Genomic DNA, 16,897 nt, shown 5'->3' on the forward strand with positions numbered 1-16,897 from the left:
GCATGGCGCGCTCCTACAAGGTGTTCATGCGGAGCAAGCGTTACAGCGTCTGCGCCTTGAAGGTATCGCACTTGCCCGGCGCGCCGCTTTCGAAGCCGATCTTGAACCAGCGCACGCGTTGTGCGGACGAGCCGTGGGTGAAGGAGTCGGGCATTACCGTGCCGCGTGCCTGGCGCTGCAGGTGGTCGTCGCCGATGGCGTTGGCGGCATTCAGCGCCTCTTCCACGTCGCCTGGCTCCAGCCAGTTCAGGCGCTGCTGGGCGTGGTTGGCCCAGACGCCGGCGAAGCAGTCGGCCTGCAATTCCTGGCGCACCGAAAGGCCGTTGGCGCCCTCCATGCGCGCGCCGCGCTGGCGGGCGGCGTTGATCTTGGCGGAGATGCCCAGCAGGTTCTGCACATGGTGGCCGACTTCGTGGGCGATCACGTAGGCCTGGGCGAAGTCCCCGGCGGCGGAGAACTTCTGTTCCATCTCGCGGAAGAATCCGAGGTCGAGGTACACACGGTGGTCGCCCGGGCAGTAGAACGGGCCGACCGCCGAGGAGGCGAAGCCGCACGCGGAATTCACCCCGCCGTTGAACAGGATCAGCTTGGGCTGTTCGTACTGCTGGTTGCTGCGGGCGAAGATCTCGCCCCAGGTGTCCTCGGTGTCGCCGAGGATCGACTGGACGAACTCCACTTGCGGATCGTTGCCGGTGGCCGGCTTGCCTTGCGTCGGCCGGCTGGGCGCCTGCTGCGAAACATCCATCTGGCCGAGCAGCGAGCCGAGGATGGTCATCGGGTCCTGCCCGGAGAGCAGGCCGATCACCACCACGATGGCCACGCCGCCCAGGCTCAGGCCGCGGCCGCCGATGCGCATGCCTCCGCCGCCGCCCGCCCCGCCGGAGTCATCGCGGGCATCCACTACGTTGTCGCTGCGTCGTCCTTTGCGCCATTGCATGGCGGCATCTCCATCTGACAGGTGGATTCAGTGTTGTCGCGGGTGGGGCTGACCGCCAGCCCGGTCGTCAGGCGAAACGGTGCAGCAGTTCGGCGCGGGCGAGCAGTTGTACGTCGCCGCCAACGCGGACCTCATCGTCCTGGCCGACTTGCACGTCCAGCCGACTGGGGCGGCCGACGAAGCGGCCCTGGGCCAATTGGAACAGCTCGCCGCGGCGTGCCTTGCCCAGTTCCACCAGGTAGGCGGCAACGGGGCCGGCGGCGCTGCCGGTGGCAACGTCCTCGATGATCCCGGCGCTGTCCCAGGTGCGGCCCTCGCGATTATCCACATCCAGAACGAAAACGAAGGCGGCGTTGAGTTTGGCCAGCTCGGCTGCCAGATCCGTGCGCTGGCGCACGCGGCCCAGAGCCTCGCTGCGTACCGGCAGCAGCAGGTAGGGAAGGCCGGTGCTGACCACGGCGGCGGGGTAGTCGGCCAGATCGCTGGCGCTCAGCGAAAAGGCTTCGGCGAACCAGCGGCGCGCATCATCGTCGAGCACGCTGCCGAAGTCGGCGGCGCCCTGGTTCATCTCCGCGTGGAAGCCGGTGCCGCGCCGGCGGGTGGCGACTTTCACCGCCTTGGCCGGCAGCTCCAGCGTCCAGTATTCCTCTTCGCCGCGCTGGTGCAGGTGGTGCAGTAGCGCCGCCGCGCCCAGCACCGGGTGACCGGCGAAGGGCAGTTCCTCGTCGACGGTGAAGATGCGCGCCGAGTAGGTGTCCAGCGTGGCGGACGGGAACAGGAAGATCGACTCGAACTGGCGCAGCTCCTGGGTCAGCGCCAGCAGGGTCTGGGCGGGGATGCCGCGGGCGTCGGGAAATACCGCCAGGCCATTGCCGGTGAGCGGTTGGTCGGCGAAGACGTCGAGCTGCCAGTACTGTTGCGCGGACATGGGCCTCCAGATGCCGCCCTTGAGCGGCGCAAAGAAAAACTCGACAGCCAGCCTAGCGAGCTATATGTTCGCCGACAAGAAAGCGCCGGTCACAGCACCGTGCTTTCCAGGCCACCGCAGTGGCCGGCGTCGCTCGGACGGTTCCGGGCGCCTACGTTCATCAGAGGACACCATGACTGAACCCCGTTCAGCTCGTCGCTTTGCGCGCATCGATCGCCTGCCCCCCTACGTTTTCAACATCACTGCCGAGCTGAAGATGGCCGCCCGCCGCCGTGGCGAGGACATCATCGACCTGTCCATGGGCAACCCGGACGGGGCCACGCCGCCGCACATCGTCGAGAAACTCTGCCAGGTCGCCCAGCGCGAAGACACCCACGGCTACTCCACCTCCCGTGGCATTCCGCGCCTGCGCCGCGCCATCTCGCACTGGTACCGCGACCGCTACGCGGTCGAGATCGACCCGGAATCCGAGGCCATCGTGACCATCGGTTCCAAGGAAGGCCTGGCGCACCTGATGCTGGCCACCCTGGACCACGGCGACACCATCCTGGTGCCCAATCCCAGCTACCCGATCCACATCTATGGCGCGGTGATCGCCGGCGCGCAGGTGCGCTCGGTGCCGCTGGTGCCGGGGATCGATTTCTTCAACGAGCTGGAGCGGGCGATTCGCGAGTCGATTCCCAAGCCGAAGATGATGATCCTCGGCTTCCCCTCCAACCCGACCGCGCAGTGCGTGGAGCTGGACTTCTTCGAGCGCGTGGTGGACCTCGCCAAGCGCTATGACGTGCTGGTGGTGCACGACCTGGCCTACGCGGACATCACCTTCGACGGCTGGAAAGCCCCGTCGATCATGCAGGTGCCCGGCGCCAAGGACATCGCGGTGGAGTTCTTCACCCTGTCCAAGAGCTACAACATGGCCGGCTGGCGCATCGGCTTCATGGTCGGCAACCCGGAGCTGGTCTCGGCCCTGGCGCGGATCAAGAGCTATCACGACTACGGCACCTTCACCCCGCTGCAGGTAGCGGCCATCGCCGCGCTGGAAGGCGACCAGCAGTGCGTGCGCGACATCGCCGAGCAGTACCAGAAGCGCCGCGACGTGCTGGTGAAGGGCCTGCACGAGGCGGGCTGGATGGTGGAGAACCCCAAGGCCTCCATGTACATCTGGGCGAAGATTCCCGAGCCCTATGCTCACCTGGGCTCGCTGGAGTTCGCCAAGAAGCTGCTCCAGGACGCCAAGGTCTCGGTGTCGCCGGGCATCGGCTTCGGCGACTACGGCGACGACCACGTGCGCTTCGCCCTGATCGAGAACCGCGACCGCCTGCGCCAGGCTGTGCGCGGGATCAAGGCGATGTTCCGCGCCGACGGCCTGTTGCCGGCCAAGGCCGAATAAAAGCCGCCGGCATGAAAAGGGCGACCCGATGGTCGCCCTTTTCGTGTGGAGTCCCTCACCCCATCCGGCTCGCGGAGCATTGCCGCGCGGGAACCTGGAGAGTGCCCCGCGCGTCGGAAGCCCCATCCCACCTCCACCAGCGTTCAGGGGTGAGGGAGTGCCTCGGTGCAAGGTCAGTGCGCGGGGTAGTCCGCCAGCACTTCACGCTGGCCGGTCTTGCTCAGGCCGACTACCTGGTAGGCATCGTGCCGGTCGCCCATTTCCATGCCCGGCGAGCCCATCGGCATGCCCGGTACGGCGGCGCCGACCAGATCGGCACGCTCGCGCAGCTTGAGGACGTCGGCCGCCGGCACGTGGCCTTCGACGAACTTGCCGTCGATCACGCCGGTGTGGCACGAGCCCATGCTGTAAGGCACGCCAAGTTTGGTCTTCACTGCACTCATGTCCGCCTCGACGTGGTCGTTGACGGTGAAACCGTTGCTTTCCAGGTGCTTGATCCAGTCCTTGCAGCAGCCGCAGTTGGCATCGCGGTGCACGTCGATGGTCAGCGGCTCGGCGGCCTGGGCGGCGCCGGCGACAAGGGCGGTGAGCAGAAGCAGGGTGCGCATGGTTGGAACCTCGAAATACGAACGCGACCGAGCATACTCCCGAGCGTCTTCAGCCCCCACCCGGTGTTTGTTTCCCCATATGACGCGCTTGCCCGAACTTGCCGCGCCGTGCGGGGTCTTTAGCTGATCGGTGGTGCGTCCGCGACTCCCGGTCGCAGGTCAGGACGCTCGGCAATGGCTGCATGGCCAAGGAGAAATCGGATGCTCTTCGCCCGTCTCGTCCTGCTGGTCCAGGCTCTGGTCTGGGGTGGCCTGGGACTGCTCTACTGGATCCGCCCCTATGAGATGGCCAACCTCAGCGGCATGCTGCTGATGGAGCCGTCGTCGGTGAGCGACGCTCGCGTCTTCTATGGCGGCCACCAGTTCGCCCTCGCGCTGTTCCTCGTCTTTGCCCTGCGTCGTCGCCTGCTGGTGCGGCCGGCGCTGATCCTGGTGATCCTGGTGCAGCTGACCCTGACGCTGTCGCGCCTGCTGATTGCCTGGACCGAAGGCGGCATGGAGTGGGACGCGCAACTGGCCGGCGTGGTCTACCGCGGGGTGATCTCGGCGCTGGCGATCTTCGCCCTCTACTGGCTGGAGCGGCAGTCGCGCAATCGCGCGGTGGTGGTGCGCGAACCGGAGGAGCCGGAGGAGCGCAAGGCAGACTTCGAAGGGTTGTGAGCTTCGGATAGGCGGCGCGGCCTGCCGGCGGCAGCGCTGCCGGGTTACCCCCGCTCCGTGCTATCGTATTGATTTCGCGGTAGAAGCAAGGCGGAGCCAGCATGAAGTTCGTACATCAACGTGAGCACCTCAACGAAGGCGACCTGGTCGTCATCGAATGCTCCATGACCTGCAACATCCGCCTGATGACCGATGCCGCCTTCCGCAGCTTCAAGAATGGCGGCCGCCACGTCTACCACGGCGGCGCGTTCGACCGGTTCCCGGCCAAGATCAAGGTGCCCAGCACCGGCAACTGGAACATCACCATCGACACTGTCACCCGCCGCGCCATCAGCGTCACGCGCAAGGCCGACTTCAAGTACAGCATCAAGTTCGTGCGCAAGTCGCCGTCGAACTACAGCTGATCCTCATTGCCCCGCATGGGCGGGGAAATCCTTCAGCAGGCGGGCGATGCCTTCGTCCACGGCCTGCTGGGTGATCTTCGGATCGTGCAGCTGGCGCGCCACCTGCGCCTGATAGAGCACCTGTCCGCTCGCCTCGTCGAGAATCTGCAGCGCCAGGCGCGCCTGTTCCTGGTCGGTGATCTGCGTCTGGGTCATCACGCCCGCGCCGGTCACCACCGGGCGCTGCACGATGCCGGTCTGGCTATCCAGGCCGACGGCATAGATCACCCGTAGCTCCCCTGACTTTTCCTGATAGCGGTAGCCCTTGGCTTCCAGCGCGCGGCGCACGGCGAGATCGAAGCGATCTTCCAGGTCCTCGCGGTGGCCCTGTGCGCGTACCGCCTGGATGAAGAAGGTGCTTTGCCGGCCGTTGGCGGCGGGGGAGACGCTGATGCTGGCGGGGTCGGTGCCGGCGCAGGCGGCCAGCAGCAGGCAGAGCAGGGGAAGGATCAGGCGGGACATGGACGTGCCTCTTGTCATTGTCCCGCAAGCGTAGCCGCCTCGCGGTGGCGCGCCGCCCAACCCTTGGTTGGGCGGCATGCGGTTGAGCGACCGGGCCTCAGCGGCGGGTCAGCAGCACGCCGGCTTCCATGTGGTGCGTGTAGGGGAACTGGTCGAACAGGGCGCAGCGGCTGACCTGGTGGGTCTCGTGCAGCTGGGCGATGTTCTGTGCCAGGGTCTCCGGGTTGCAGGAGATGTACAGGATGTTGTCGAAGCGCCGGGTCAGCTCGCAGGTGTCCGGGTCCATGCCGGCGCGCGGCGGGTCGACGAAGACGCTGCCGAACGCGTAGGACTTCAGGTCGACATCGGCCAGGCGGCGGAACGGGCGCACCTCATTCAGCGCCTGGGTCAGCTCCTCGGCGGAGAGGCGCACCAGGGTGACATTGTCCACGGCGTTGTCGGAAAGGTTGGCCAGGGCGGCGTTCACCGAGGTCTTGCTGATCTCGGTGGCCAGCACCTGGCGCACGCGGGTGGCCAGCGGCAGGGTGAAGTTGCCGTTGCCGCAGTACAGCTCCAGCAGGTCGTCCTCGCGCTGGCCCAGGGCTTCGTACGCCCAGTTGAGCATCTTCTGGCAGACCTCGCCGTTGGGCTGGGTGAAGGCGCCCTCCGGCTGGCGGTAGCGGAAGGTACGGCCGGCAACGGTCAGCTCCTCGCTGACGTAGTCACGGCCCACCACCAGGCGCTTGCCGCGCGAGCGACCGACGATGCTCACGCCCAGCTCGGCGGCCAGCTTCTCGGCGGCGGCCTGCCAGGCCGCGTCGACCGGGCGGTGGTAGCACAGGGTGATCAGCGCATCGCCCGCCAGGGTGGTGAGGAATTCCACCTGGAACAGCTTGTGGCCCAGCGTCGGCTCGGCCCAGGCGGCCTTCAGGCGTGGCATCAGTTCATTGATGCGCTGGCTGGCGATAGGGAATTCCTCGATCAGGATCGGCGTGTGCTTGTCGCCCTGCTCGAACATCGCGTAGTGACGTGCCTCGCCCTCGCGCCACAGACGGAACTCGGCGCGCAGGCGGTAATGCTCACGGGGCGAGTCGAACACCTCCGGCTCTGGCGCGGCGAAGGGCGCCAGCAGCTCGCGCAGGCGCGCGGCCTTGTCGGCCAGTTGGCTGTCGTAGTGGGACGGATCGAAACGCGGACTGCTCATGGGGCGGGTAACTCGTGTGGAGGCGGCGGCGTGAAGGGGCATCGCCGAGGATGCCCCTGCCGCGGGAAAACGATCAGGCGTTGAACCAGCCCAGCTTGATCACGAAAAGAATCGACAGGATGACCAGTGCCGGGTTCAGCTCGCGGAAGCGGCCGGACAGCAGCTTGCAGGCGGTCCAGGTGATGAAGCCGAAGGCGATGCCGTTGGCGATGGAGAAGGTCAGCGGCATGGCCAGGGCGGTCACGACCACGGGGGCGGCGACGGTCAGGTCGTCCCAGTCGATCTCGGCCAGGCCCGAGGCCATCAGCACGGCGACGAAGAACAGCGCGGGCGCGGTGGCGAAGGCCGGCACGTTGCCCGCCAGCGGGGCGAAGAACAGCGCCAGCAGGAACAGCACGGCGACCACGATGGCGGTCAGACCGGTGCGGCCACCGGCGGAAACGCCCGCCGCCGACTCGATGTAGCTGGTGGTGGTAGAGGTGCCCAGCAGCGAGCCGACCATGGCGGCGGAGCTGTCGGCGATCAGCGCGCGGCCCATCTTCGGCATGTGCCCGTCCTTGCCCATCAGGCCGGCGCGCTTGGCTACGCCGATCAGGGTGCCGGAGTTGTCGAACAGGTCGACGAAGAGGAAGGCGAAGATCACGCTGAACAGGCCGATGTCCAGCGCGCCCTTGATATCCAGCTGCAGGAAGGTCGGCGCCAGCGACGGCGGCATCGATACCACGCCGCCGAACTGGGAGACGCCGATGGCGATGGAGATGAAGGTTACCACCAGGATGCCGATCATCACCGCGCCGGTCACGCGGCGGGCCTCCAGGGCGACGATCAGGATGAAGCCGAGGATCGCCAGCAGCGGCGCCGGCTTGGCCAGGTCACCCATGCCTACCAGGGTGGCCTGGTTGGCGACGACGATGCCCGATTCCTTCAGCGCGATCAGTGCGAGGAACAGGCCGATGCCGGCGGCAATGGCCGAGCGTAGCGCCAGCGGGATGCTGTTGATGATCCATTCGCGGATGCGGAAGATCGAGATGACGAAGAACATGCACGCGGAGAGGAACACCGCACCGAGCGCCACCTGCCAGGTGTGGCCCATGTGCAGGACCACGGTGTAGGTGAAGAAGGCGTTCAGGCCCATGCCGGGAGCCAGGGCGATCGGGTAGTTGGCGATCAGGCCCATCACCGCCGAGCCGATGGCGGCGGCCAGGCAGGTCGCCACGAAGATCGCGCCCTTGTCCATGCCCGTCTCGCCGAGGATGCTCGGGTTGACGAAAAGGATGTAGGCCATGGTCAGGAAGGTAGTGATACCCGCCAGGATCTCGGTGCGCACATTGGTGTTGTGCGCCTTGAGTTGGAACAGCTTTTCCAGCATGTTTGGCTCCCCGTGACGCTCTTGCGCCGTTATCGTTCTGGCCGGGAAAAGCAAGGTACATGCCCAGGTGGGCCCTGCGCCTTTTCTTGTGACCGGCAAAAGGCGCGCATGATACCAGCTTGCCCTGAGCCGGAGAATTTCTGACCGGACCGCCAGCATCCGTTCGTCTGCAAGCTTAGTCGCGGGCGCCGACCAAGGGAGTGCAACTTGTGCGCTGACGGTGGTCTGATCCTTCATAACCCTGGCCCGAGCGGGCCGTTCTGTCCGATTCGCAGTCGATGAAACGCTCTATTCCGATCCTCCTCGCCTCATTGTTGGGCGCCTGCGCCGGTGCGCCGCCGTCCGCGCCGCAGCACACCTTCGATGTCCACGCCTTGGCCGAGAAGCCCACGGCCAGCACCCGCACCCTGGCCGACCCGCAGGGCAAGGCAGTGCTGCTGGAGACCCATCCCGTCCTGACCCAGCGCGACGTGCAGCGGGCCGAACTGGCCAGCGTGGCCGACGGCAAGCCGGCGGTGCGCGTGCGCTTCACCCCCGAAGCCAGCCAGCGCCTGGCCAGGCTGACCGAGGAAGAGCAGGGCAAGGCCCTGGCGGTAGTCATCGACGGGCAACTGCGCCTGCTGCCGAAAGTGACGCGGGTGGTGACCGATGGTCAGGTGATGCTCAAGGGCTTTGCCACCCAGGCGGAGGCGGAGACGCTGGTGCGGCGACTCAACGACTTGCGGGATGTGCCGGTGCAGCCGGAGCAGAAATCAGGCGGGCAGCCCTAGCCCGTCCTTTTGCGGGGCGTATCCCTGTGCAGGGCGATTAACCTGGAACAGGTTATCCGCCGGCGGCCCGAGGCGGATAACGCTGGCGCGTCATGCGCCCTGCGAAACTTTATTGGTGTTACCGGCGCGCAGTGGGTTTTTCGTAGGAGCGAGCCTGCTCGCGATCCGCCTATCACGGACGCCCGGCTGGAATCTGTTCGCGAGCAATAACGATGGCGTCCCCCTCGCTCCTACAGGTTCAGCCTGAGTTCTGTGAGCGACAGACATGAAAAAGCCCGGCATCTGCCGGGCTTTTTCGTTTCGCGGTTCGCGGTTCGGGCTTAGGCGCCGTAGACCGGGAACTTGGCGCAGATGGCCTTGACCTTCTCGCGCACGCCGTCCACCACGGACTCGTCGCCCATGTTGGTGAGGATGTCGCAGATCCAGCCGGCCAGCTCGCGACACTCGGCTTCCTTGAAGCCGCGGGTGGTCACGGCCGGGGTGCCGATACGCAGGCCGGAGGTGACGAACGGGGAGCGCGGGTCGTTCGGTACGCTGTTCTTGTTCACGGTGATGAAGGCGCGACCCAGGGCGGCGTCGGCGTCCTTACCGGTGATGTCCTGCTTGATCAGGGACAGCAGGAACAGGTGGTTCTGGGTACCGCCGGAAACCACGTCGAAGCCGCGCTCGATGAACACGCTGGCCATGGTCTGGGCGTTCTTCAGGACCTGCTGCTGGTAGGCCTTGAACTCGGGCTGCAGGGCTTCCTTGAAGCACACGGCCTTGGCGGCGATCACGTGCTCCAGCGGGCCACCCTGGGCACCCGGGAAGACAGCGGAGTTCAGCTTCTTCTCGATCTCTTCGTTCTTGCGAGCGAGGATCAGGCCGCCGCGCGGGCCGCGCAGGGTCTTGTGGGTGGTGGTGGTGACCACGTCGGCGAACGGCACCGGGTTCGGGTAGACGCCCGCGGCGACCAGACCGGCCACGTGGGCCATGTCGACGAACAGGTAGGCGCCGACCTTGTCCGCGATGGCGCGGAAGCGGGCGAAGTCCAGGACCTGGGAGTAGGCGGAGAAGCCGGCGACGATCATCTTCGGCTTGTGCTCGACGGCCAGGCGCTCGACTTCGTCGTAGTCGATCAGGCCGGCGTCGGTGATGCCGTACTGCACGGCGTTGTACAGCTTGCCGGAGGAGGAAACGCTGGCGCCGTGGGTCAGGTGACCGCCGTGGGCCAGGCTCATGCCCAGGATGGTGTCACCGGCCGACAGCAGGGCCAGGTAGACGGCGGCGTTGGCCTGGGAGCCAGCGTGCGGCTGGACGTTGGCGTAGTCGGCGCCGAACAGTTCCTTGGCGCGGTCGATGGCCAGTTGCTCGACGACGTCGACGTACTCGCAACCACCGTAGTAGCGCTTGCCCGGGTAGCCTTCGGCGTACTTGTTGGTCAGCACCGAACCCTGGGCTTCCATCACCGCCGGGCTGGTGTAGTTCTCGGAGGCGATGAGCTCGATGTGCTCTTCCTGGCGCTGGGCTTCCTGCTCCATCGCGGCGAAGAGTTCGGCATCGTAGCGGGCGAGGGTCAAATCACGGCTGAACATGGCGGTCCTCTTAAGGATCGGGTGCTGGGGGAAAGGCGCGCATTCTAACCCAAGGCGCCGGTGCTGGCACATGAAAGGCGGTCATGTGGCTGACAAGCGGGGTTCAAGGCGGCGGATCGGTGGATTTGCGAGCAGCTTGGCGCTTGCGGAGGCGGTGCGGCGTGTGTGGGAGCGGACTCCGTCCGCGATCGATCCCCGGCGGCTCCGAGCTGGCCGGTGGCACATCGCGGACGGAGCCCGCTCCTACGCAAAGCCGAACATCGAGCCGATGGGTCAGCCCAGCAGGAACAACGCGTTGCTGGCGAACAGCGCGGCGAACTGGTCCGCCGGCACCGGGCGGCCGAAGAGGAAGCCCTGCACCTCGTCGCAACCATGCTCGCGCAGGAAGTCCAGCTGTTCGTGGCTCTCCACGCCCTCGGCGATCACCATCAGGTTCAGGCTATGGGCCATGGCGATGATGGCGCGGGCGATCTGCGCGTCCTGCTCGCCATGGGGCAGGCCGTCGACGAAGCTGCGGTCGATCTTCAGTACGTCGATGGGGAACTGCTTCAAGTAGTTGAGCGAGGAATAGCCGGTGCCGAAGTCGTCCACCGCAATCGCCAGGCCCAGGCGCTTCAGGCCCTGAAGTATCTGCATGGCCTGGGACACGTCGCTCATCAGGATGCTTTCGGTCAGCTCCAGCTCCAGGCACGCCGGGGCGATCCCGGTGTCCTCGAGGATGCCGGCGATGCGCTCGCCCAACTGGCCGTCGGCGAACTGCCGGGCCGAGAGGTTCACGGAAATCTTCGGCACCCGCACCTTGTCGCGGTGCCAGGCGCGCAGTTGCAGGCAGGCCTGCTCCAGCAGCCAGTCGCCGACCTGGGCGACCAGACCGAGCTCTTCCAGTACCGGGATGAACTCCGCCGGCGGGATCAGACCGCGCTTGGGATGCTGCCAGCGCAGCAGCGCCTCGGCACCGGTCAGGCGACGGCCATCGCCGGTGAACTGCGGCTGGTAGTGCAGGACGAACTCGTGCAGCTCGATGGCGCGGCGCAGGTCGCTTTCCAGCTCCAGGCGTTCCAGGGCGCGGGCGTTCATCTCGGCCTGGTAGAACTGGAAGTTGTTCTTGCCCATTTCCTTGGCGTGGTACATCGCCGTGTCGGCGTTCTTCATCAACTGGCTGAGCTCGGCGCCGTCCTGCGGCGAGAGCGCCACGCCGATGCTGGCGGTGACGAAGAATTCGCGCCCTTCCAGGGTGAAGGGGCGGGCGAGGCTGGAGAGAATCTGCTCGGCGACCTGGATCGCCTGCCGCAGCGCCTTCTCGCGGTCCTTCTGGCCGGGCAGCAGCAGGGTGAACTCGTCGCCGCCCATGCGCGCCACGGTGTCGTCGTCGCTGACGCAATGGCTCAGGCGCTCGGCCACTTCCTTGAGCATGCGGTCGCCCGCGGCGTGGCCGAGGGAGTCGTTGATCGGCTTGAAGCGGTCGAGGTCGAGGAACATCAGCACGACCCACTGCTGGTGCCGCTCGGCCTGCAGCAGGGCGGTGTGCAGGCGGTCCTGGAACAGCGTGCGGTTGGGCAGGTGGGTCAGGGCGTCGTAGTAGGCCAGGCGGTGGATGCGCCGCTCGCTGGCCTTGCGTTCGCTGATGTCGCTGAAGAAGCAGACGAAGCTGACCAGGTCGCCTTCCTCGTCGTGGACCGCGGTGATGCCGACCCAGCTCGGGTACAGCTCGCCGCTCTTGCGCTTCTGCAGGATCTCGCCTTCCCAGCTGCCGCTCTTGCGCAGGCTTTCGAGCACGTGCTTGAGCTGGTTGGCTTCCTGGCGGTCGGCGGTGAGCAGGCGCGGCAGCTGGTCCAGCACTTCCTCGGCGGAATAGCCGGTGAGGCGGCTGAAGGAGTCGTTGATCTGCACGATGTAGCCGGCCGGATCGGTGACCATGATCGCCGCCGTGGAGTGCTCGAATACCGTCGCCGCCATGCGCATCTCACGCTCGGCGCGACGCTGCTGGCTCACGTCGCGGGCGACGCCGAGCAGGCCTTCGAAGCGGCCGTGGTCGTCCCACATCAGGGCGATGCGCAGCTCCACGGGAATCTTGTGGCCGTCGGCGTGCAGGCAGTCGAGGCTGAACAGCTGCGGCTCGGCGCTCTCGCGCAGTTCGGCCAGGCGCTTGGGCTCGCCGATGGCGCCCTGCACGCGGTTCAGCAGTTCATCCAGGCGCTCCAGCTGAGCCGGGTTGGCGGCCACCTGCTGGAAACCGTTGGCCAGCACCCACTCGGGGCTGTAGCCGAGCACCTGGTGGATCGACGGGCTGATGTAGTTGAGCTTGACCTGGGCGTCGGTGGAGAGGATCACGTCGCTGATGCTCTCGGCGAGCATGCGGTAGCGACGGCCGCTCTCGCGCAGGGAGTTGTGTGCCTCGACGGTGTCGGTGATGTCCTTGGCCACGCCGATCAGCCGCGCCACGCGGCCGGAAGCGTCGCGGGTGAAGGCCTGCTCGCGGATATCGAACCAGTGCCAGCTGCCGTCGCGGTGGCGCCAGCGCAACTGGCTGTCCAGCAAAAGGCCGTCGCCCACCACCTGCTGCAGGTTGCGCACGCGCCAGTAGTACTCGACGTCGTCCGGGTGCAGCACCTTCTCCCAGAAGCGCTCGCCCATCTCGCGCAGTTCGTCGCCGCTGTAGCCGAGCTGGTGGCCGAGGTTGTGGTTGCTGAAGATCACCCGGCGCGCGGCGATGTCGTGGATGTAGAGGGTGTCGGGCACCGCGCGCACCGCGTCGGACCAGAACTTCTCGCGCTCGATCAGCGACAGTTCGACCTGCTTGCGGCTGGTGATGTCCGACAGGCTCAGGGTGACGGCGTGGAAGTCCTGGATCATCTCCGGCACGCGCAATTGCAGCCACAGGTGGCGCTGTTCGCCCTGGCGGGTATGGATGCAGGCTTCCAGCTCGACCATGCCCTGGCCGTGCAGCACGGCTTCGAGCACCTTGCTGCGCACGCCGTCCGGGCGCATGCCGGCGCCGCCGATGAGAATCTGCCAGGCCTGCTCGGTGGTGCCCACGCCCATCAGGCGCTTGGCGACATTGTTGATCTCGGTGATGCGCACCTGGCGCAGCAGCCAGGGCAGACGCTCGGGCTGTGAGGTGATCCACTCGCGCAGGTCGCTCTGCCGGCGCAGGTTGAGGTCCACCAGGGCCTGGCGCAGGGCAGAGAGGTCGAGCACGCAGAGGGCGACGCCGACACCGTCGAAGATGTCCTGGTAGCGCCGGCGGGTCTCTTCGAGGATGTGCAGCGCCTGCTGTTCCTCGGTGACGTCGCGCAGCACCCAGACCTGCCCGCCCTGGGGCAGGTTGCCGCGCAGCACCCAGGTCTGCTCCGGCGACAGCGGGCTGTCGTCCAGGGAATGCTGGCTGACGGCGAACAGCCGGGCCTGGCCGGTATCGTTGACGCGTACCAGCTCGGAGCCGTTGTCCGCCGCGGCATCGCCGCCCTGCAGCAGGCCACCCAGGCCGGGCAGCAGCTCCAGCAGGTGATGTTCGCCGGCCTTGTCGGCGGTGATGCCGAATAGCTGCTCGGCCTGTGGGTTGAGGTAGGCGAGGCGACCGTCGGTGCGGGTCACCAGCACCCGCTCGTCGATGGCGCCCAGGGCTTGCGCGGCCTGACGCAGGTTCTGCTGCGACTCCACGGTCAGCGCGCGCAGGTTCTGCTGTTCGCGTTGCAGGCGCAGCAGGGCGGCGCCGGCGATGCCCGCCAGAACCAGCAGCAGCGCCAGCTCGCCGCCCAGGCGCGGCAACAGGGTGGCGCGGATCTGCCGGTCGTCGAATTGCGGGTGCAACTGCCAGTCGGTGTTCTGGATGTCCAGGCCGTCCAGGCTCCGTGCCTGTTCCAGTGGCGAGGCGGCGGACAGCGGGCCGGGACGATAGCCGCTGGAGCGGCCGAGGACCTTCTGCTGGACGTCGTCGACCAGGATCCAGTCCGGTGACTCGGGGCGGATCTGCGCCGCCCAGCCACGCCGGGCGACCTTTTCGTCGAGGCGGATGACGCTGTCGCCTTCGCCCGGCTCGGTGGCCTTCAGCCAGACATAGAAGTGGCCGCCGTTCTCCTCGCTGAAGGCATAGTGATAGGCCTGTTGCGTGCTGCGCTGGCGCAAGGCCTCGATGAAGGCGACGTCCTTGATGCCGCTGGCGGAGTCGCGCACGGGCGCGCCGCTGGCGTCCAGCCGGACCAGGCTGTGGAAGGACGGGTAGATGTGCTTCAGGCCGGCGATCAGCGGTGCGTGGACATCGCCGTGCTCGCGGTCCTGTTCCTGCTGCAGCAGGGCCTGTGCCGCCACGGCCTTGAGTTCCAGGGTCAGGGAGATCCGCTGGGCCATCTGTTCGCCGTGCAGCACCACCCGCTCACGCTCGAAGCGCTCCTGGCTGCGGAACTCCTGGTGCAGCTGCCAGACCAGCAGGCCGAGCATGAACAGCACCAGCAGCACCAGCGCGGTCCGGGTCGCCACGCGGCCAGGCCTGGCCAGGGCGTCCGGAGGAGTACGGGGGAAAATAGACAAGGACTTAGGGACCTGGGGCGATACGGCTGAATTCGGCGCAGGCTAGGATGCCCGGAAAGGCGGCGAAGTGCCAGTATGGCCGACGAGCGTCGTTTGCCCTTCCCGGTTCATTCCGGTAGCTTTGCCGCACGCGCGCGTGATGTGCAGCGAAAAGTTCGACGCATAAAGTACATCCCCGCAGAGTCCCGCGCGAAGGGCCGTCCATCGGCCGTTCACGCCCGCCGGCAGCCCGCTCGCGAGAGTTCGAGCGCTGCCGCTCCGGCCAGTGAGCCGGCGTCCCGGAACCTGCCATCGTGCGTTCCGGCCATCCCGATCACAATTCATCCCAGAAGTCAGGTATCCATGGCTCAATACGTCTACACCATGCACCGGGTCGGCAAGGTCGTGCCGCCCAAGCGTGAAATCCTCAAGAACATTTCCCTGTCGTTCTTCCCCGGCGCCAAGATCGGCGTGCTCGGCCTGAACGGCGCGGGTAAATCCACCCTGCTGCGCATCATGGCCGGCGTCGACACCGAGATCGAAGGTGAAGCCCGTCCGATGCCGGGCATCAACGTCGGCTACCTGCCGCAGGAGCCCAAGCTCGACCCGCAGGCCACCGTTCGCGAGATCGTCGAAGAGGCCGTTGGCCAGATCAAGGCCGCCCAGGCTCGCCTGGACGAGGTCTATGCCGCCTACGCCGAGCCTGACGCCGACTTCGACGCACTGGCCGCCGAGCAGGCCAAGCTGGAGGCCATCCTCCAGGCTTCCGACGGTCACAACCTGGAGCGTCAGCTGGAAGTCGCCGCCGACGCCCTGCGCCTGCCGGCCTGGGATGCGAAGATCGAGCACCTCTCCGGTGGCGAGAAACGCCGCGTGGCGCTGTGCCGCCTGCTGCTGTCCGCCCCGGACATGCTGCTGCTGGACGAACCGACCAACCACCTGGACGCCGACTCCGTCGCTTGGCTGGAACACTTCCTCCACGACTTCCCGGGCACCGTGGTAGCGATCACCCACGACCGTTACTTCCTCGACAACGTCGCCGGCTGGATTCTCGAGCTGGACCGTGGCCAGGGCATCCCGTTCGAAGGCAACTACTCCGGCTGGCTGGAATCCAAGGCCAACCGCCTGGCCCAGGAAGCCAAGCAGGAAGCCTCCCACGCCAAGGCCATGAAGGCCGAACTGGAGTGGGTACGCCAGGGCGCCAAGGCTCGTCAGTCCAAATCCAAGGCTCGCCTGCAGCGTTTCGAAGAACTGCAATCGCAGGAATTCCAGAAGCGCAGCGAGACCAACGAGATCTACATCCCGGCCGGTCCGCGCCTGGGCGACAAGGTCATCGAGCTGCACAACGTCACCAAGGGCTACGGCGAGCGCGTACTGATCGACAACCTGTCGCTGGCCATTCCCAAGGGCGCCATCGTTGGCGTGATCGGCGGCAACGGCGCGGGTAAATCGACCCTGTTCCGCATGCTGACCGGCAAGGAACAACCGGACTCGGGCACCATCGAGATCGGCGAAACCGTGCAGATCGCCAGCGTCGACCAGAGCCGTGAAGTGCTCGAAGGCAACAAGACCGTCTGGGAGCAGGTCTCCGACGGCTTCGAGCAGATCAAGATCGGCAACTACGAAGTTCCGTCGCGCAGCTACGTCGGCCGCTTCAACTTCAAGGGTGGCGACCAGCAGAAGTTCGTCAAGGACCTCTCCGGTGGTGAGCGTGGCCGTCTGCACCTGGCCCTGACCCTGAAGCAGGGCGGCAACGTCCTGCTGCTCGACGAACCGTCCAACGACCTCGACGTGGAAACCCTGCGTGCGCTGGAAGAAGCGCTGCTGGACTTCCCCGGCGCCGCCATCGTGATTTCCCACGATCGCTGGTTCCTGGACCGCATCGCGACCCACATCCTCTCCTACGAGGACGACGGCAAGGTGACCTTCTTCGAAGGCAACTACACCGAGTTCGAAGCCGACCGCAAGAAGCGTCTGGGCGACGCGGCCTCCCAGCCGCACCGCGTGCGCTACAAGAAGCTGGCGTAAGCCGCTTCCGATTGAAAACGGGGCCTTCGGGCCCCGTTT

Annotated in this window: 12 protein-coding genes and 1 pseudogene; 5 read left to right on the plus strand and 8 right to left on the minus strand. The window is 66.7% G+C overall.

The features are described from left to right. Positions 1-40 precede the first annotated feature (40 nt). Complete coding sequence (locus tag UB43_RS25955) at positions 41-937, minus strand: neutral zinc metallopeptidase (RefSeq protein WP_045217162.1); 897 nt, start codon at positions 935-937, stop codon at positions 41-43. Positions 938-1,004: 67 nt separating this feature from the next. Further along, positions 1,005-1,865, minus strand: a complete 861-nt coding sequence (locus UB43_RS25960; RefSeq protein WP_045217164.1) for a PhzF family phenazine biosynthesis protein — start codon at positions 1,863-1,865, stop codon at positions 1,005-1,007. Between the two features lie 172 nt (positions 1,866-2,037). Here UB43_RS25960 and alaC point away from each other — a divergent pair, with 172 nt between their 5' ends. Beyond that, complete coding sequence (gene alaC / locus UB43_RS25965) at positions 2,038-3,255, plus strand: alanine transaminase (RefSeq protein ID WP_045217166.1); 1,218 nt, start codon at positions 2,038-2,040, stop codon at positions 3,253-3,255. 173 nt (positions 3,256-3,428) lie between these two features. Here the strand turns inward: alaC and UB43_RS25970 are convergent. Continuing rightward, positions 3,429-3,880, minus strand: a pseudogene (locus tag UB43_RS25970) (DUF411 domain-containing protein). A gap of 184 nt (positions 3,881-4,064) precedes the next feature. Between UB43_RS25970 and UB43_RS25975 the strand changes: the two are divergent. Further along, complete coding sequence (locus tag UB43_RS25975) at positions 4,065-4,523, plus strand: DUF4345 family protein (RefSeq protein WP_045217169.1); 459 nt, start codon at positions 4,065-4,067, stop codon at positions 4,521-4,523. Positions 4,524-4,624: 101 nt separating this feature from the next. Further along, the gene (locus UB43_RS25980; RefSeq protein WP_017521653.1) at positions 4,625-4,927 is read left to right on the plus strand and encodes a DUF1883 domain-containing protein; all 303 of its coding nucleotides are present in this window, start codon (positions 4,625-4,627) and stop codon (positions 4,925-4,927) included. Positions 4,928-4,930: 3 nt separating this feature from the next. Here the strand turns inward: UB43_RS25980 and UB43_RS25985 are convergent, their stop codons facing one another. The 3 genes from UB43_RS25985 to UB43_RS25995 form a co-directional block, all read right to left on the minus strand. Further along, positions 4,931-5,428 carry a DUF4136 domain-containing protein gene (locus UB43_RS25985; protein ID WP_045217172.1) on the minus strand — a complete coding sequence of 166 codons (498 nt, stop codon included), beginning with the start codon at positions 5,426-5,428 and terminating at the stop codon, positions 4,931-4,933. Positions 5,429-5,525: 97 nt separating this feature from the next. Beyond that, a complete protein-coding gene (gene trmA, locus UB43_RS25990) occupies positions 5,526-6,611 on the minus strand; it encodes a tRNA (uridine(54)-C5)-methyltransferase TrmA (protein ID WP_045217175.1) in 1,086 nt (361 codons plus the stop codon). A gap of 73 nt (positions 6,612-6,684) precedes the next feature. After that, positions 6,685-7,980: an NCS2 family permease gene (locus UB43_RS25995; protein ID WP_045217177.1), complete on the minus strand. Its 1,296-nt coding sequence runs from the start codon at positions 7,978-7,980 to the stop codon at positions 6,685-6,687. Positions 7,981-8,258: 278 nt separating this feature from the next. On the opposite strand from UB43_RS25995, the gene UB43_RS26000 reads away from it, so the two are divergent. Next, positions 8,259-8,750: a hypothetical protein gene (locus UB43_RS26000; RefSeq protein ID WP_045217180.1), complete on the plus strand. Its 492-nt coding sequence runs from the start codon at positions 8,259-8,261 to the stop codon at positions 8,748-8,750. A 320-nt stretch (positions 8,751-9,070) separates the two neighbouring features. Here UB43_RS26000 and glyA read toward each other — a convergent pair whose 3' ends face one another. Together glyA and UB43_RS26010 are read right to left on the minus strand one after the other, a co-directional pair. Then, positions 9,071-10,324 carry a serine hydroxymethyltransferase gene (glyA, locus tag UB43_RS26005; protein ID WP_024763060.1) on the minus strand — a complete coding sequence of 418 codons (1,254 nt, stop codon included), beginning with the start codon at positions 10,322-10,324 and terminating at the stop codon, positions 9,071-9,073. Positions 10,325-10,597: 273 nt separating this feature from the next. Continuing rightward, positions 10,598-14,761: a GGDEF and EAL domain-containing protein gene (locus tag UB43_RS26010; RefSeq protein ID WP_256205360.1), complete on the minus strand. Its 4,164-nt coding sequence runs from the start codon at positions 14,759-14,761 to the stop codon at positions 10,598-10,600. Positions 14,762-15,193: 432 nt separating this feature from the next. Here UB43_RS26010 and ettA point away from each other — a divergent pair, with 432 nt between their 5' ends. Then, positions 15,194-16,858: an energy-dependent translational throttle protein EttA gene (gene ettA, locus UB43_RS26015; protein ID WP_045217183.1), complete on the plus strand. Its 1,665-nt coding sequence runs from the start codon at positions 15,194-15,196 to the stop codon at positions 16,856-16,858. Positions 16,859-16,897 lie beyond the last annotated feature (39 nt).

This window comes from Pseudomonas sp. 21 (assembly GCF_000955805.1).
GTDB lineage: Bacteria > Pseudomonadota > Gammaproteobacteria > Pseudomonadales > Pseudomonadaceae > Pseudomonas.

What these genes read in the sequence shown, in the direction of transcription:
- UB43_RS26000 (WP_045217180.1), top strand. Translation starts at nt 8,259, where the DNA reads ATGAAACGCTCTATTCCGATCCTCCTCGCCTCATTGTTGGGCGCCTGC.
- trmA (WP_045217175.1), bottom strand. Translation starts at nt 6,611, where the DNA reads ATGAGCAGTCCGCGTTTCGATCCGTCCCACTACGACAGCCAACTGGCC.
- UB43_RS25955 (WP_045217162.1), bottom strand. Translation starts at nt 937, where the DNA reads ATGCAATGGCGCAAAGGACGACGCAGCGACAACGTAGTGGATGCCCGC.
- UB43_RS25975 (WP_045217169.1), top strand. Translation starts at nt 4,065, where the DNA reads ATGCTCTTCGCCCGTCTCGTCCTGCTGGTCCAGGCTCTGGTCTGGGGT.
- UB43_RS26010 (WP_256205360.1), bottom strand. Translation starts at nt 14,761, where the DNA reads ATGCTCGGCCTGCTGGTCTGGCAGCTGCACCAGGAGTTCCGCAGCCAG.
- UB43_RS25985 (WP_045217172.1), bottom strand. Translation starts at nt 5,428, where the DNA reads ATGTCCCGCCTGATCCTTCCCCTGCTCTGCCTGCTGCTGGCCGCCTGC.
- UB43_RS25980 (WP_017521653.1), top strand. Translation starts at nt 4,625, where the DNA reads ATGAAGTTCGTACATCAACGTGAGCACCTCAACGAAGGCGACCTGGTC.
- ettA (WP_045217183.1), top strand. Translation starts at nt 15,194, where the DNA reads ATGGCTCAATACGTCTACACCATGCACCGGGTCGGCAAGGTCGTGCCG.
- UB43_RS25960 (WP_045217164.1), bottom strand. Translation starts at nt 1,865, where the DNA reads ATGTCCGCGCAACAGTACTGGCAGCTCGACGTCTTCGCCGACCAACCG.
- UB43_RS25995 (WP_045217177.1), bottom strand. Translation starts at nt 7,980, where the DNA reads ATGCTGGAAAAGCTGTTCCAACTCAAGGCGCACAACACCAATGTGCGC.
- glyA (WP_024763060.1), bottom strand. Translation starts at nt 10,324, where the DNA reads ATGTTCAGCCGTGATTTGACCCTCGCCCGCTACGATGCCGAACTCTTC.
- alaC (WP_045217166.1), top strand. Translation starts at nt 2,038, where the DNA reads ATGACTGAACCCCGTTCAGCTCGTCGCTTTGCGCGCATCGATCGCCTG.